General features: G+C 37.3%; 13 protein-coding genes, 1 pseudogene and 1 riboswitch. Of the genes and pseudogenes, 11 read left to right on the top strand and 3 right to left on the bottom strand.

What is annotated here, in order from left to right:
* Positions 1-231 precede the first annotated feature (231 nt).
* A complete protein-coding gene (locus tag OR571_RS04315; RefSeq protein WP_282241618.1) occupies positions 232-408 on the top strand; it encodes a hypothetical protein in 177 nt (58 codons plus the stop codon).
* The gene (locus OR571_RS04310; RefSeq protein WP_282241617.1) at positions 409-639 is read left to right on the top strand and encodes a hypothetical protein; all 231 of its coding nucleotides are present in this window, start codon (positions 409-411) and stop codon (positions 637-639) included.
* A gap of 56 nt (positions 640-695) precedes the next feature.
* Here the strand turns inward: OR571_RS04310 and OR571_RS04305 are convergent, their stop codons facing one another.
* Positions 696-923 (bottom strand): hypothetical protein, encoded by a 228-nt coding sequence (locus OR571_RS04305; RefSeq protein ID WP_282241616.1) that lies wholly within the window; start codon positions 921-923, stop codon positions 696-698.
* A 269-nt stretch (positions 924-1,192) separates the two neighbouring features.
* Positions 1,193-1,384, bottom strand: a riboswitch (cobalamin riboswitch).
* Between the two features lie 118 nt (positions 1,385-1,502).
* On the opposite strand from OR571_RS04305, the gene OR571_RS04300 reads away from it, so the two are divergent.
* Entirely contained in the window at positions 1,503-2,735 is a 1,233-nt protein-coding gene (locus OR571_RS04300) for an MFS transporter (protein ID WP_282241615.1), read from the top strand.
* A gap of 287 nt (positions 2,736-3,022) precedes the next feature.
* On the opposite strand, the gene OR571_RS04295 is transcribed toward OR571_RS04300, so the two are convergent.
* Positions 3,023-3,943 (bottom strand): AraC family transcriptional regulator, encoded by a 921-nt coding sequence (locus tag OR571_RS04295; RefSeq protein WP_282241613.1) that lies wholly within the window; start codon positions 3,941-3,943, stop codon positions 3,023-3,025.
* Between the two features lie 95 nt (positions 3,944-4,038).
* Between OR571_RS04295 and OR571_RS22900 the strand changes: the two are divergent.
* The 4 genes and pseudogenes from OR571_RS22900 (at position 4,039) to OR571_RS04275 (ending at position 8,331) form a co-directional block, all read left to right on the top strand.
* Positions 4,039-4,850: pseudogene (locus OR571_RS22900) on the top strand (serine hydrolase).
* Positions 4,851-4,931: 81 nt separating this feature from the next.
* The gene (locus OR571_RS04285) at positions 4,932-5,885 is read left to right on the top strand and encodes a TRM11 family SAM-dependent methyltransferase (RefSeq protein ID WP_282241611.1); all 954 of its coding nucleotides are present in this window, start codon (positions 4,932-4,934) and stop codon (positions 5,883-5,885) included.
* A gap of 25 nt (positions 5,886-5,910) precedes the next feature.
* Positions 5,911-6,555 carry a LytTR family DNA-binding domain-containing protein gene (locus OR571_RS04280; RefSeq protein ID WP_282241609.1) on the top strand — a complete coding sequence of 215 codons (645 nt, stop codon included), beginning with the start codon at positions 5,911-5,913 and terminating at the stop codon, positions 6,553-6,555.
* Between the two features lie 258 nt (positions 6,556-6,813).
* Complete coding sequence (locus tag OR571_RS04275; protein ID WP_282241608.1) at positions 6,814-8,331, top strand: acetyl-CoA hydrolase/transferase family protein; 1,518 nt, start codon at positions 6,814-6,816, stop codon at positions 8,329-8,331.
* A 223-nt stretch (positions 8,332-8,554) separates the two neighbouring features.
* Here the strand turns inward: OR571_RS04275 and OR571_RS04270 are convergent, their stop codons facing one another.
* On the bottom strand, positions 8,555-9,367 hold the full coding sequence (locus OR571_RS04270; protein ID WP_282241702.1) for a YitT family protein: 813 nt from the start codon (positions 9,365-9,367) through the stop codon (positions 8,555-8,557).
* Positions 9,368-9,605: 238 nt separating this feature from the next.
* Here OR571_RS04270 and OR571_RS04265 point away from each other — a divergent pair, with 238 nt between their 5' ends.
* From OR571_RS04265 to adh, 4 genes are all read left to right on the top strand, one after another.
* Complete coding sequence (locus OR571_RS04265) at positions 9,606-10,034, top strand: Rrf2 family transcriptional regulator (RefSeq protein ID WP_282241607.1); 429 nt, start codon at positions 9,606-9,608, stop codon at positions 10,032-10,034.
* Between the two features lie 75 nt (positions 10,035-10,109).
* Positions 10,110-10,748: an NAD(P)-dependent oxidoreductase gene (locus tag OR571_RS04260; RefSeq protein WP_282241606.1), complete on the top strand. Its 639-nt coding sequence runs from the start codon at positions 10,110-10,112 to the stop codon at positions 10,746-10,748.
* Positions 10,749-10,751: 3 nt separating this feature from the next.
* On the top strand, positions 10,752-11,789 hold the full coding sequence (locus OR571_RS04255; RefSeq protein ID WP_282241605.1) for an LLM class flavin-dependent oxidoreductase: 1,038 nt from the start codon (positions 10,752-10,754) through the stop codon (positions 11,787-11,789).
* 864 nt (positions 11,790-12,653) lie between these two features.
* Complete coding sequence (gene adh / locus OR571_RS04250; protein ID WP_282241604.1) at positions 12,654-14,174, top strand: aldehyde dehydrogenase; 1,521 nt, start codon at positions 12,654-12,656, stop codon at positions 14,172-14,174.
* The last annotated feature ends 17 nt before the right edge of the window (positions 14,175-14,191 follow it).

Here is a 14,191-nt window from a genome sequence, read left to right as displayed (position 1 = left end):
TTCCTACGTTCCACTTTATTTCCCTAAGGAAACTTTTGGAATAAAAAAAAGCATCTTTTTCTTGAGTGCCATTAAATTTCCTTTGGGAAACATTTGTTCACAAGGATAACACTTCATTTTTATTTTGTCAAAGTAATGTATGTAAATTTTTTAATAATGGTGATTATAAGAAAAAACTTTTCTTAGTGTTATACTTTAATGACAAATTGAATGGAAAGGAGTTGATAGCTCATGCAATACTCGAAGTCTAAAATGGAGCAACTAGTAAAACATAGTGCAGAGCTTTCCAAACGTTTGAAAGAAGTAATGAAAGAGCACGACTTAGAAAAAAGTTTCGCTTTAAAAGCACTATATCATTCAGAAGTAAAAGACGGCGGAAGATACCAGAGAGATTATCAAGATTTATAATTGGTAAAGGGGAAGAGGTATGAAGGCAAGAAACCTTTATTGTATATAACAAGTGGTTCTATTCTATTTGAGAACTATATTGTTAATAAACAAGAAGAGGTGACAGATTTAGAAAAAGATCTTCCTCCACTCAAAGTTCAGGTGAATACAACAGTTATCTTGTTTGTAGTAGATATGGATGCGCCAGCTTTCAAAGGTGGCACCATTAGTGAAGTCAAACCACATAGATAAATTAATTGTAGAGCGTGCCAATCATTTGTTGATTCGACACGCTTTTTTTCTACTTATTACTCTTCAATCTTTCCAAAAACTTCATCTTTTGTTTGATCGAATGCTTTTTGCAAATTGCGTTTGTACGATTCTTTATCTTTTCCAACCAAATTTGGCGAACTTCTAATTTCTTCTTCGTAGTATCTTAAAATAGCGAGAAGTGATATTGATTCATTTGCGACACTATTCGTCATTAATGTACGTTTAATACCATCTACGTAATAATCTTTTGTTCCAACTGGCATGTTCCAACTTCCTTTCCATCGTAAACATAAAAAGCATCTTCCCTTAGTTGTTACAAAGGAAGATGCTAATTCAAGTGAATGAATATGGTTGATCGTTGTCGTGACGAATAATTCGTAAAGAAAAGAAAATCCCTATAAACGGCATAGTGAAATAAAAGGAGACGATTCCTCCAATGTTTCTTTCCAATTACGTTTTTTCGTACGGCAGCAATTTCAAGCTGTTGCTTGTTCATAGCTGCACTTAACACCTCCTATTCCGCGTAGGTTTTGGTGTGTACTTGAAATAGGCAGGTCTCCTGGCTTATGATCATGGCGTTTCTTTCCCTTCCCATTAATATTTAACAGTGGATGTGAAAGAATTGCTCCCATTTACAGTTGCGGGACAGCGTCGGTTTTTCACCGAACTTCCCTTTTAAGCTATTTTCCTAAAGGAAATTAGCACCTAAATCTACACGTTATTCAGTTGTTCTTTACTATAACATAGATGAATTGGAAGCATATTTTTTTGTAAACAATCGCAAATTTGGACAAGAAAACAATATGGTCCCTTCCTATAATCAATAGGAGGGGGGGAGAAAAATGACAGTATGGAAGAGAAAAAATTCTTATCAAGTTTATATTTATACTTGTTTTTTATCACAGTTGTTTTTTACATTTATTTTCACTGTAAGTTTGTTATATCAAGTTAAAATTGTCATGCTAGATCCATTTCAACTAGTTTTAGTAGGAACTGTTTTGGAGCTATCTGTTTTTCTATTTGAAATTCCAACTGGAGTAATTTCAGATGCAAAAAGCCGTAAGCTCTCCATAATAATTGGGTACTTTTTAATAGGGAGTGGTTTTTTAATCGAGGGGTTATTCCCATATTTTATCGCTGTGCTTTTAGCGCAAGTTGCATGGGGGATTGGTTATACATTTACTAGTGGTTCCTTGCAAGCTTGGATTGCAGATGAAGTAGGGGAAGAGCAAGCTTCCTTAGCGTTTATAAAAGGAGCAAAGGCTGGTAATCTTGGGCAAGTCATAGCAATACCTCTAAGTATATTAACGGGTCTTTATATGATTAATCTACCAATCGTTATTGGCGGACTTTGTATGTTTGGGTTGGCGATATATTTAATCCTATTTATGAAGGAAGAAAACTTTAAACCTTTAGACAAAACGGAGGGAACATCTAGTTGGAAAAGTATGAAGGTAAGCATGGGGAAAATTATATTTCATACAAGAACCAGCTTTATCATCAGAATGCTATTCCTCATTGCATTATTCATTGGGTTTTATAGTGAAGGATTCGATCGTTTGTGGATGTCCCATTTTTTTGATGTATCTAATTTAGTAGCACTAACGGCTGAAAAGCTAGTTTTATTAACTGGAGGTATTCAATTTATAGTTGTGCTCATTTCTTTTGGGGTACTCCATTTCATGAATAGAAGCTCCATCCATCAGAATTTAAAGCATATTTATGCTTTGCTATTTACTTGTAGCTTATTTATTATTGCTTCATTAATCGGCTTTGCAGTGTCAACATATGCGATTGGCTTATTAGTACTTTATATCGTAATTCAAGTAACAAGAAAAGTGATGTATCCGTTAGAGGATATTTGGCTAAATAAGGTTATTCCTGAATCTTCCACACGTGCAACATTTTTTTCCGTAAAAGGCCAAGTGGATGCTATCGGTCAAATTGGGGGAGGTCCTGTAATTGGTTATGTTGCTGCTAATTCTACGATAAAAACAGCGATTATTGTTAGCGCAGTTTTGTTAACTCCAGTTCTATTTTTATATAATATCGTTATGAAAAAGCACCAGTCTTAATACTGATGCTTTTGTTATTTAACTCGGCACTTAATTTGTTAATATACCATTCCGAAGAAATTCTACATTAGCGAGGGGAATATAAGTCGCATATTTGACTTCTTTATTGAACCCAATAAATTTAAAAAGCCTCACTCTGCCGAGTGAGGCTCCTATTCAGACAAGCAGCATTGTCAAATAGTTATGAGAAAAACGAAGGGAGATCTTTTCAGATGCTTAATCTGTTTCTCCGTATATATTTACCCCTCAGGAATAAGGGTAAACTGGTAATATTTGCGGAATTTAACTCAGTCCATTTTTCTTCTCTTAATCGGCAGGTAGATTTCCATAAATATTTTCTCGTATATCCAGTCATGGCAATGTTCATCGTAATATTCAAAGTCATAGACGCTTTCATCGACCTCATAATGAGATGATGGTAACCAATCTTCTAAAATATATTGCCAAGTGCCTTTGATAGATTGGACGAATTGTCCTACTTTGACGAGTGGGGTTCTAAAAACCGCGTATGTTGCTGCTGGAATTTTCAACTTTGTCAGTTCTTGAGGAAGAAGGGTGTCCTCGTCATAGTTTACGGCAAATAAGTAAGTGAAGCTGTCTTTCAATTCAGTTCCACTTATATTAATACAATACTCCCCATGTTTTTTAGGAGCCAATAGATTGTACAGCGTTGTTTCGATTGCTTCATCAGCTGAAATCCTTTGTTCCCAAAAAGCAGGTGCATCCCTTGTGTAAGAAACCTTTTCCAAGTGACTCTCAAATGTTTTACCTGCAATATCAAAAGCTTCTTTGTGAATAATTTTTGGTTGCATCACTATTCCGCCAGTCTGTTTTTGACGAAGACTGAGTAAATCTAATTTTTGTGGTAAGGAGATTGGACAGTGAAGCTTATATAAACTTGGAGGACTTCCAAAACACTTTTTAAACGCTTTTGTAAAACCGGAATGCGTTTCAAATCCATAATCTAGTGCTATTTGAATAATTCTTTTGCCTTGGACTAACTCGTACAAAGCGAATTGAAGCTTTCTTTTCTGTACATAGTTCATAACGGGATACCCAATATGTTTATCAAAGATTCTATAAAAATGATAAGGAGAATAGCCAACAAGAGCAGCTAGTTCCTCTGCATTAATCTCCTCTTTAATATGTTCGTCTATGTAATCAATAACTTGTTGTAGTAATAATAACTGTTGTATAGCAATTGCCACCTTTTTAGTTTATCTATTATTCATAATATATCTTAATATTCCATTATAATAGAATGTAATTTCATGATTTTAAAAAAGGGGGATAAAAGGTGCGAATGTTGATAGACAAAATTAACCAGTTAACAGAACAGTCAAAGGGGATATGGGGGATTGTTATAGAAGATTTGTATGGAGATGAGAGGTGGGAGTTAAACGGGGATGAGCTTTTTTATGCAGCAAGTGTTATAAAAGTACCTATTATGGTAGCAGTTTTTTCAGCTGTTGAACGTGATGAAATATCATTAACAGCTGAAATTATCCTAAAAGAAGATGACTTTGTAGGAGGTTCAGGGGTTATTCAACATTTAACTCCCGGCACAGCCCTTTCTATTTGCGACATTGTAATGCTAATGATTATTCAAAGCGATAACACAGCGACGAATATATTAATAGATTTAGTAGGAGTAGAACCTATTGTACAGACAATGAAAGAAGCAGGTATGGAAAAGAGCACCTTTACAATAAATTAATGATGAATAACCCTAACCCAAAAGGCTTTAATCAAATTACGGCTAATGATATTGGAAAACTATTAAAGCTGATGGCTACAGATAAGCTAGTAAGTGAAGAGGCTAGTAAACAGATGATTGCTATCATGAAAAAGCAACAAATAAAAGATTGCTTACCTGAAAAACTACCTTCCCCATATTCTAACTTTAATGATGGGATGACACCTTGGGAACTTGCCCATAAAACAGGTTGGATACCTGGAACTCGTCATGACGTAGGGATTTTTTATGTCGGACAAAGAAAGCTAATCGCAACTGTTTTATCAAAGGAAGAAGATGACCTAGTTTCCAAGCAAGTTCTAGCTCAAATAGGAGAAGAAATATATACTTATTTACAGGATAGCTCCCTAAACGTCTAAAGTAAGCAAAACAACCGATTTCTTTCAAAAGAGGAATCGGTTGTTGCGTGTTATAATAGACATATTATTGGAGGGAATACATTGACGAATTTTAGCCGACAACCGGCATTCATTTATACATTTGCATATAACGATGCAGAACGCTCCCTATGTCATTTAGAGATGCGCTCTTTTTTTGGAGCAGATACAGAAGCCAAAATCATAAAAAGCAATGTGAAGATAGATCCTAGTAGGAGCCCATTTATAAAAGGAAGAGTGGAAGTTTTAGCAGAGGGAGACACGGTGGAAGAAATCATTGCACAAGCACCCATGTTTGGCAACGAAGAACAGACAAACAAAGTGATGTTCCTTAAAATTAATGATCGACAAGGGAAAGATAAAGTTGAAAATAACGAGCGCCTTCAAATAGAACGAGCAATCGGCAGTGAAATGCAAGGAGAATTCGACTTACATAACCCAGCCCAACTTTATGCGGTAGTTCCATACGGTGGCCGCTGGTACTTTGGGTTATATACGAAAAGTGAGCCTATTTGGTTTAAGCATATGAAAAAACCAAGAGAGTATTCAACTGCACTTAGCACAAGAGTGGCTCGCGCAGTAGCAAATATTGCAGTTCCACGTCCTGAAGGGATTCTAGCAATCGATCCTTGCTGCGGAATTGGAACAGTGCTTGTCGAAGCTCTATCTATGGGAATAAACATAGTCGGAAGGGATATTAATCCACTTGTTTGCTTAGGTTCTAGAGAAAATATTGAACATTTTGGTTTAACAGGGGATGTAAGGAAAAGTGCTATTGAGGACATCACCGAAGCATATGATGTTGCCATTATTGATTTGCCGTATAATTTATATACGCATGCATCATGGGACGAACAATTTACGATATTGAAGCACGCTAGAAGAATAGCCAAAAAGGTTGTTATTGTAACAATTGAGTCTATGGATGAGCGATTAGAATCGATTGGATTCCAAATAATCGATCGTTGTATTACAAAGAAGCAGCAGTTTTCACGTGAAATAGTTGTTTGCGAGTAATTTGGAACGAAAGGAGAGCACAGGAATGAAGGATCTATCCATTGGTGGACTTTTAGACGTAATAGGAGAATTATTTTCGGATGAAATATCTATTGCAGTATCCGATAAAGAAAAGTATATCTATTATCGACCAAGTAAACGAATAGATTTGAAAATTACTTCTGGTGATCCTGTGGTAGAGGGAACACTTGCTTATAAAGCGATGAGCGGAAAGCAAAAAGTATCAGAGTTTATCGACCGAGAAGTGTTCGGTGTTCCTTATCACGGGATGGCTGTACCTTTTCAGCATAAAGGAGAGCTAGAAGGTTGTGTACTAGCTATTTATCCTGCATTTACGGAAGGAAAGTCTGTCGTAACGATCAAAACACAGGATGGCTGGATTCCAATTTCGTTTTCAGATGTTATCTATTTAGAAGCAAGAGATCGAAAAACGCATATAGTGACGAAGACATTTTCAGGAACCCACACAAGTTCACTACATGACTTCGAATATAGGCTTCCCAGACAATCCTTCATACGCTGTCATCGTTCATTTATCGTGAATGTTCATCATATAAAAGAAATTTATCCAGACACACATTCTACGTTTATTCTAGTGATGGAAAATGGGGAAAAAGTATCCGTTAGTCAGTCATACTCTAGTTATTTTCGAAAGTTATTAGGATTTTGACAATCCATAGAGGTGGAGTCTTCTGCTGAATGATGATAAAAAGGCTTGTATAAGGGGAAATCATCCTTTTATTCAAGCCTTTTTTAGAGGATTATTTTATTAAAATAATAGTTTGAAAATATACGTTAAGAAATTTGCTGGTTTAATCATAAAATTCTCTGCTCTAATCGATCAATAAGCTTCTTTATCTACTTTTTTCGAAATTGTGACAATATACGATAAAATAAGATACATGTATCTTACGAGGAGGTTTAATTGATGGAAAAGAATCTTGAGCGTATAAAAGATAGCAGCTTGCACGATCTTGTCGTAAAAGCGGAGAATGCTGCATCGTGGATTAGAGACGGTATGACATTAGGTTTAAGTGGATTTACAAGGGCGGGCGATGCGAAAGCGGTTCCATTTGCATTAGTCGAGCGAGCGAAGAAAGAAAAATTCAAAGTAAATATTTTTACAGGGGCTTCTTTAGGTTCTGATTTAGATAAAGTATTATCGGAAGCGGGTATTATTAACAAACGCCTGCCTTTCCAAGCAGATGCAACGATGCGTAAAAATATCAATGCCGGCAATCATTTATTTGTTGACCAACATCTGTCCCATACAGCAGAAATGGTACGTAATAGAGTCTTACCACAAATTGACTTCGCTATAGTGGAAGCGGTTTCAATAACGGCAGATGGTATGATTATTCCTACTACATCTATTGGTAACAATTTAACTTTTGTAACACACGCTAAAAATATTATTGTAGAAATTAATCTAGACCAATCGGAACAATTAGAAGGTTTACATGACCTATATGAGCCGGCTGAACAAGGACAAAGACTTCCGATTCCATTAACAAAAGCAGATGATCGAATCGGTACAGTTGGAATGCCTGTTGATACGGATAAAATTCGTGGTATCGTTTTTACTAAATGCACAGATTCACCATCACCTATTGTTCCACCGGATCACGAGACAAAAGAAATGGCACAGCATTTAATCTCTTTCTTACGGGAAGAAGTAAAAGCAGGAAGACTTACTAATAATCTGGCTCCTCTACAAGCAGGTATTGGTTCGGTTGCGAATGCAGTGTTACACGGACTCATTGATTCCGAATTTGAAGATTTACAAGTATACTCGGAAGTGCTACAAGACTCTGTGTTCGAGTTAATCGATGCAGGAAAAGTCAATTTTGCATCAGCTTGCTCCATCACGCTTTCAGAAGAAATGATGAAGCAAGTATATGGAAACTTGGAGAACTATCGAGATAAGTTAGTTCTACGTCCACAGGAAATTACAAATCATCCTGAAATTATTCGTCGACTCGGATTGATCTCGATTAACACAGCGCTTGAGTTTGATATTTACGGAAACGTTAACTCTACGCATGTTTCTGGAACGAAAATGATGAATGGTATTGGTGGTTCAGGGGATTTCGCTCGAAATGCAAAACTTGCCATTTTCGTTACGAAGTCTATAGCAAAAGGCGGAAACATTACAAGTATTGTACCTTTCGTCGCGCATGTAGACCACACCGAGCATGATGTAGATGTGGTTGTGACTGAGCAGGGCTATGCAGATCTTCGCGGATTGGCTCCAAGAGAACGTGCAGAACTGATTATTAATAATTGCGTACATCCAATGTACAAAGCACAATTACGTGATTACTATGAAGAAGCTCTAACAAGAGGTGGACAAACTCCACATGTGCTTGAAAAAGCATTCTCGTTCCATACGAATCTAGCGAAAAATGGAACGATGCTTGATGAGAAAATAAAATCATATATATAAAACAAAAACCGATCTCATTTACATGGAGATCGTTTTGTATGGAAGGAATATTCCTTCCTTCTTGCAGATAATGTGTCGCAAAAGCTAAAACATTGCGCGTTTATAATATTTGCCTTAGTGCGTCGGGTCGTATGAGTCTCATGACTGCATAATTGCGCAGACTAGAAATTACCCTCTGCGTCGCATTATACCTCAACTATGCAAAATAAAAGGGGAGTTTTCATTAGTGGATATCTTTTTTCTTAAATCTTCCACCGCGCACTTCTGCGATATTGCCGATTGCTAAAAATGCATGATCATCAATTTCTTCTACAATCGATTTTAATTTTGCTTCTTCAATTCTGGTAACGACTGTGAAAATCACTTTTTTATTGTCCCCCGTATAGGCACCTTCTCCGTGCAAGTAGGTTACTCCACGCCCAAGTCGATCCATGATAGCATCTCCAATGTCCTCTATCTGATCGCTAATAATATAAATAGATTTGGATTCATCTAATCCTTGAATGACAATATCAATTGTTTTGAATGCGATGAAATAGGCTAAAAATGAATACATCGCCTGTTCCCAAGTAAACACAAAGCCCGCCACACTGAAAATAACTAAGTTAATAATCATAATAATTTCTCCAACTGAAAATGGTAGGGCTTTATTGAATAAAATTGCTAGAATTTCGGAACCATCTAAGGAACCACCATTTCGAATAACAAGACCGACACCCATTCCTAAAATGATTCCTCCGAAAACAGTTGAGAGTAATAAATCTTTCGTAATGGGATCTATATTATGTAAATAGGAAGTACAAATAGATAAGACTGTAATACCAAATAAGGTGGATAATGCGAAGGTTTTCCCTATTTGTTTATAGCCAAGGAAAAAGAATGGAATGTTGAGGATAAATATAAAAATACCTAAACGGACACCAGTAAGGTGTGAAAGAATAATTGAGACCCCAACTACTCCCCCGTCTAATATTTGATTTGGTACTAAAAATAACTCCAATCCAACTGACATTAAAATAGCACCAATAGCAATCATTAAAGTCCGTGCGAAGATGACTTTTTTAGGAGCATTTCTATGGGGAGTTTTTTCAACCTTTAGTTCTGCAGATACGTCACTCAATTTAATCTCCTCTTTTCTATAAGCTTTCTTTTTATTTTATAGAAGTTTTTGGGATAATAGAAGGGGAAGATATTACGTTGTGTAAGGAAACAGCAATTAATTTGACAAAAACAACAGATGTAATTATGATGGTTACATCGGAAGGTGGAAAGATATGAAGATTAGTAGTCGATTTACAGTCGCTGTTCATATACTATCTCTCGTAACATTAGATCGAAATATCGTTTGTACTTCTGAGTGGATTGCAGAGAGTGTTAATACAAATCCAGTGGTAATTAGAAGAGTAATGGGTAAGCTAAAAAAAGCAGGACTTATAGAGATCCGACGTGGGCTAGGAGGAGCTACGCTTCAAAAGCCTTTACATGATATAACTCTTTTAGATGTATATCATGCGGTAGAAGTGGTAGAAGAAGGAGAACTTTTTCAAATGCATGAGAATCCAAATCCCAATTGTCCTGTCGGTGCTAATATTCAAGGGGTATTGGAACTAATACTGTTCCGTGCGCAAGATGCAATGGAGGCAGTTTTAAAGGAAGTTACGATGGAAGAGTTAGTTAAAGTGTTAAGCAAAAAAATTGGATGATTTCTATTCAATTTTTTTACTATAGTTGTAACGGTTTAAGTTACAACCAAATAAAATTTTATTGGAGGAAAAAACATGAAAATAGGTATAATTGGGGCAACAGGAAAAGCAGGAAGTCATATATTAGAAGAAGCAAAAGTTAGAGGGCATGAAGTAACGGCAATTGTGAGAGATGCTACGAAACTGAATGCGAAAGACGTTCAAGTTTTAGAAAAAAGCATATTTGACCTTACGTCAGAGGATATAAAACAGTTTGACGTTGTCGTAAATGCTTTTGGTGCTCCGCTTGGTGAAGAGCAAGCCCATGTAGATGCTGGCCATGCTTTAATCGAGGCGATTAAAGGAACTGATACAAGGGCGATTGTTGTAGGTGGCGCAGGAAGTTTATATGTGGATGAAGCGCAAACAATCCGTGTAATCGATACACCTGATTTTCCTGACATTTTCAAGCCTACAGCAACAGGTCAAGGAAGAAATTTAAAAGAATTACAAGAAACAGCTGATATTAATTGGACATTTGTTAGTCCTGCTGGCCACTTTGACCCAGAAGGTAAAAGAACGGGTTCTTATCAATTAGGAAAAGATAATCTAATTTTAAACTCAAAAGGCGAAAGCTATATCAGTTATGCAGATTACGCAATCGCCATTGTAGATGAAATTGAAAATGCCAAGCATGTTAATGAACGTTTTTCAGTTGTTTCAGAAGCGGAGTAGATAATGGAAATTGGTATATATACATTTGGGGACCTAGGTCCAAATCCGCACACTGGAGAAACAATTAGTGCGAAACAGCGTTTAAAAGAAGTGATTGAATTGGGGAAAATGGCTGACGAGGCAGGTCTTGATATTTTTGGTGTTGGCGAACACCATCGGTTGGATTATGCTATTTCGTCTCCTGCAATTGTCCTTGCTGCGGTTGCACAAGCTACAAAACATATTAAACTAACGAGTGCAACAAGTGTTATAAGCACCCTAGATCCAGTTCGTTTATTTGAAGACTTTGCAACTTTAGACGTTATTTCCGAAGGACGTGCTGAGATCATAGCAGGTAGGGGAGCATTTATAGAGTCCTTTCCCCTTTTTGGATATGAACTGGATGATTATGATGCATTGTTTGAAGAAAATATAAAATTACTACAACAGTTAAATACAAAGGAAATCGTGACTTGGCAAGGTACATTTCGTTCTAACCTGGAGAACGCAATGATTTCTCCACGACCAATTCAAGAAAAGCTGCCACTTTGGGTTGGAGTAGGAGGGACTGCTAAGAGTGCAATCAGAGCTGGTAGACTCGGAACAGGATTGGCAATGGCTATATTAGGAGGACCGCTAACACATTTTAAATCCTTAGTAGATTTATATATACAAGCGGGTATGGAAGAGGGACATAAACGAGAAAACTTACCGATTGCAGTAAACGCACATACCTATATAGCAAAAGAAAGCCAACAGGCAAAAGACGAGTTTTATCCTTATTACGCTAATTATTGGTCTTATGTGAATAAGCAAAGAGGAATGGCAACAAGAATAACTCGTTCTGATTTTGAGCAAGTAGCAAGTCCAGAAACGGCCCTTTTTGTGGGAAGTCCACAGCAAATCATTGAAAAAATACTTCGCCAGCATGAAGCATTCGGACACGACCGTTTTATCGCACAAATGGATATCGGTGGCCAATCATTTAGTGAGGTTGCAAAAGGGATCGAACTACTTGCAACAGAAGTGGCTCCGATAGTGCGGAGAGAAACAAGTAAATAATTATTAGAAAACGACTGAGATACATAAAGTATCTCAGCTTTTTTTTGCTCTGGAAAATTATAAAATCCAAATAAATAACTTTCTCTAAGCAGCATAAGTTATTTCACTATTTAGGGAAACTGCGCGGTAGCAAGCTCTATATAGGTGACCACTAGGATTTTCGCTGCAGGGAGGACGCTTTCCGCGGGCACGGCTTCAATCTCCTCGGAGCTCTCGCTCCTGCGGGGCTTTCAGCTCGCGCTGTTCCCGCCGGAGTCGTCGCCCTTTCGCTTCAATCATACAAAATTGCCCACTTATCAGTGTCGCCACACTAAAAACCAAATATTATACAGTTTTCAATTGTGATATTCATCCAATAAATGGCCTAGAGCAATCAATTACTCATTGTAAGCAACCAATTTACTACTGAGAGCAATCAACTGATCGAATAAAAAAGCCATTTCTGAAAGAACAAAATTCACTTGTTATGAGAAGCTGATTTCTTCAAGCAATTATGTGTAATTCGGACAATCTTATTTAGATATACACAAGCGAACACTTTTGGCCGTAGCACGCCAAAGCCGCATGAGCCGAAGTCATGAGACCCACTCGGGCGAAGCGCGAGTGGGTCTCATGCGAGGTGCGGCAAGTGCGAAGGCTTAGTGGCAATTTCTTACCGCGCAGTATATCTATTTTGCGCAAACTCTTATTTGCCGGAATACACAATCTATCAAACTTAATATTTGTAATTATTATTATAATCTGACATTATGGTATGGAGGCTATTTTTTTATTTTAATAGTTTTGAAAGCGCATACGCTAATAGATGCTTGCATATATATTTGTGGTGTGCAAAAAAATGTTACTTAGGGGAGGAATTACAGAATGGTTTACGCATTTCCGAATACAGAAGGTTCAAAGATTACATTTAAGGACAAGTATGAAAACTATATTAACGGCGAATGGACACCCCCAGTAAAAGGACAGTATTTTGATAATATTACACCGGTAACAGGAAAAGTATTTACCCAAGTTGCACGGTCAACCGCAGAAGATATCGAACTTGCATTAGATGCGGCGCATGCAGCAAAAGATGCATGGGGTAAAACTTCTGTTGCTGAAAGGTCAAATATATTAAATAAAATTGCAAATCGTATAGAAGAAAATTTAGAAATGCTAGCAGTTGCAGAAACTTGGGATAACGGGAAAGCAGTACGGGAGACTTTAAACGCAGACTTACCACTTGCTATAGATCATTTCCGTTATTTTGCGGGGGCTATCCGTGCCCAAGAAGGTGGGTTAAGTCAAATTGATAATGATACTGTAGCTTATCATTTCCATGAACCGCTTGGTGTAGTAGGACAGATTATCCCTTGGAATTTCCCGCTTTTAATGGCAGTTTGGAAGTTAGCACCGGCATTAGCAGCAGGTAACTGTGTTGTGTTAAAGCCTGCTGAACAAACTCCTGCATCTATTTTAGTACTGACGGAGCTAATTGGAGAATTGTTGCCGCCAGGTGTTTTAAATATTGTAAATGGCTTTGGTTTAGAGGCTGGTAAACCACTAGCATCTAGCCCAAGAATTAGTAAAATTGCATTCACTGGTGAAACGACTACTGGTCGATTGATCATGCAATATGCGTCTCAAAACTTAATCCCGGTTACGTTAGAGCTTGGAGGAAAATCACCAAATATTTTCTTCGAAGATATTATGGACGAGGACGATGCATTTTTAGATAAAGCGGTGGAAGGCTTTGTTTTGTTTGCGCTAAACCAAGGAGAGGTATGTACATGTCCTTCTCGTGCACTTATCCAAGAGTCTATCTATGATAAATTCATGGAACGTGTTCTGCAAAGAGTGGAAGCGATTCAAACAGGAAATCCGCTAGATCCTAATGTGATGATGGGTGCTCAAGCTTCCTCAGAACAAATGGAGAAAATCTTATCTTACTTAGATATTGGTAAACAAGAAGGCGCAGAGTGTTTAATCGGCGGAGGGCGTAACACACTTGAAGGCGAGCTTGCAGAAGGGTATTATATTAAACCGACTGTATTCAAAGGTAATAACAAAATGCGCATTTTCCAAGAGGAAATTTTCGGACCAGTAGTATCCGTTACAACGTTCAAAACAAAAGAAGAAGCATTAGAAATTGCAAATGACACATTATACGGGTTAGGATCTGGTATTTGGACAAGAGACATGAATACGGCATACCGTTTTGGTCGTGGTATTCAAGCAGGTCGTGTATGGACAAACTGCTACCATCAATATCCTGCGCATGCTGCATTTGGTGGATATAAAATGTCTGGAGTAGGTCGTGAAAACCATTTGATGATGTTAAGTCACTATCAACAAACAAAGAATCTTCTTGTGAGCTATAGTGAAAATAAGCTTGGCTTCTTTTGATTAGAAGGAGGTGCATG

This window comes from Psychrobacillus sp. NEAU-3TGS, assembly GCF_029955155.1.
In the GTDB taxonomy this organism is placed as follows: domain Bacteria; phylum Bacillota; class Bacilli; order Bacillales_A; family Planococcaceae; genus Psychrobacillus.
Note: the sequence above shows the minus strand (reverse complement) of the source record. Positions and strands in the feature narration are given on the sequence as shown.

What these genes read in the sequence shown, in the direction of transcription:
- OR571_RS04265 (WP_282241607.1), top strand. Translation starts at nt 9,606, where the DNA reads ATGAAGATTAGTAGTCGATTTACAGTCGCTGTTCATATACTATCTCTC.
- OR571_RS04255 (WP_282241605.1), top strand. Translation starts at nt 10,752, where the DNA reads ATGGAAATTGGTATATATACATTTGGGGACCTAGGTCCAAATCCGCAC.
- adh (WP_282241604.1), top strand. Translation starts at nt 12,654, where the DNA reads ATGGTTTACGCATTTCCGAATACAGAAGGTTCAAAGATTACATTTAAG.
- OR571_RS04300 (WP_282241615.1), top strand. Translation starts at nt 1,503, where the DNA reads ATGACAGTATGGAAGAGAAAAAATTCTTATCAAGTTTATATTTATACT.
- OR571_RS04315 (WP_282241618.1), top strand. Translation starts at nt 232, where the DNA reads ATGCAATACTCGAAGTCTAAAATGGAGCAACTAGTAAAACATAGTGCA.
- OR571_RS04260 (WP_282241606.1), top strand. Translation starts at nt 10,110, where the DNA reads ATGAAAATAGGTATAATTGGGGCAACAGGAAAAGCAGGAAGTCATATA.
- OR571_RS04280 (WP_282241609.1), top strand. Translation starts at nt 5,911, where the DNA reads ATGAAGGATCTATCCATTGGTGGACTTTTAGACGTAATAGGAGAATTA.
- OR571_RS04270 (WP_282241702.1), bottom strand. Translation starts at nt 9,367, where the DNA reads ATGATTGCTATTGGTGCTATTTTAATGTCAGTTGGATTGGAGTTATTT.
- OR571_RS04305 (WP_282241616.1), bottom strand. Translation starts at nt 923, where the DNA reads ATGCCAGTTGGAACAAAAGATTATTACGTAGATGGTATTAAACGTACA.
- OR571_RS04275 (WP_282241608.1), top strand. Translation starts at nt 6,814, where the DNA reads ATGGAAAAGAATCTTGAGCGTATAAAAGATAGCAGCTTGCACGATCTT.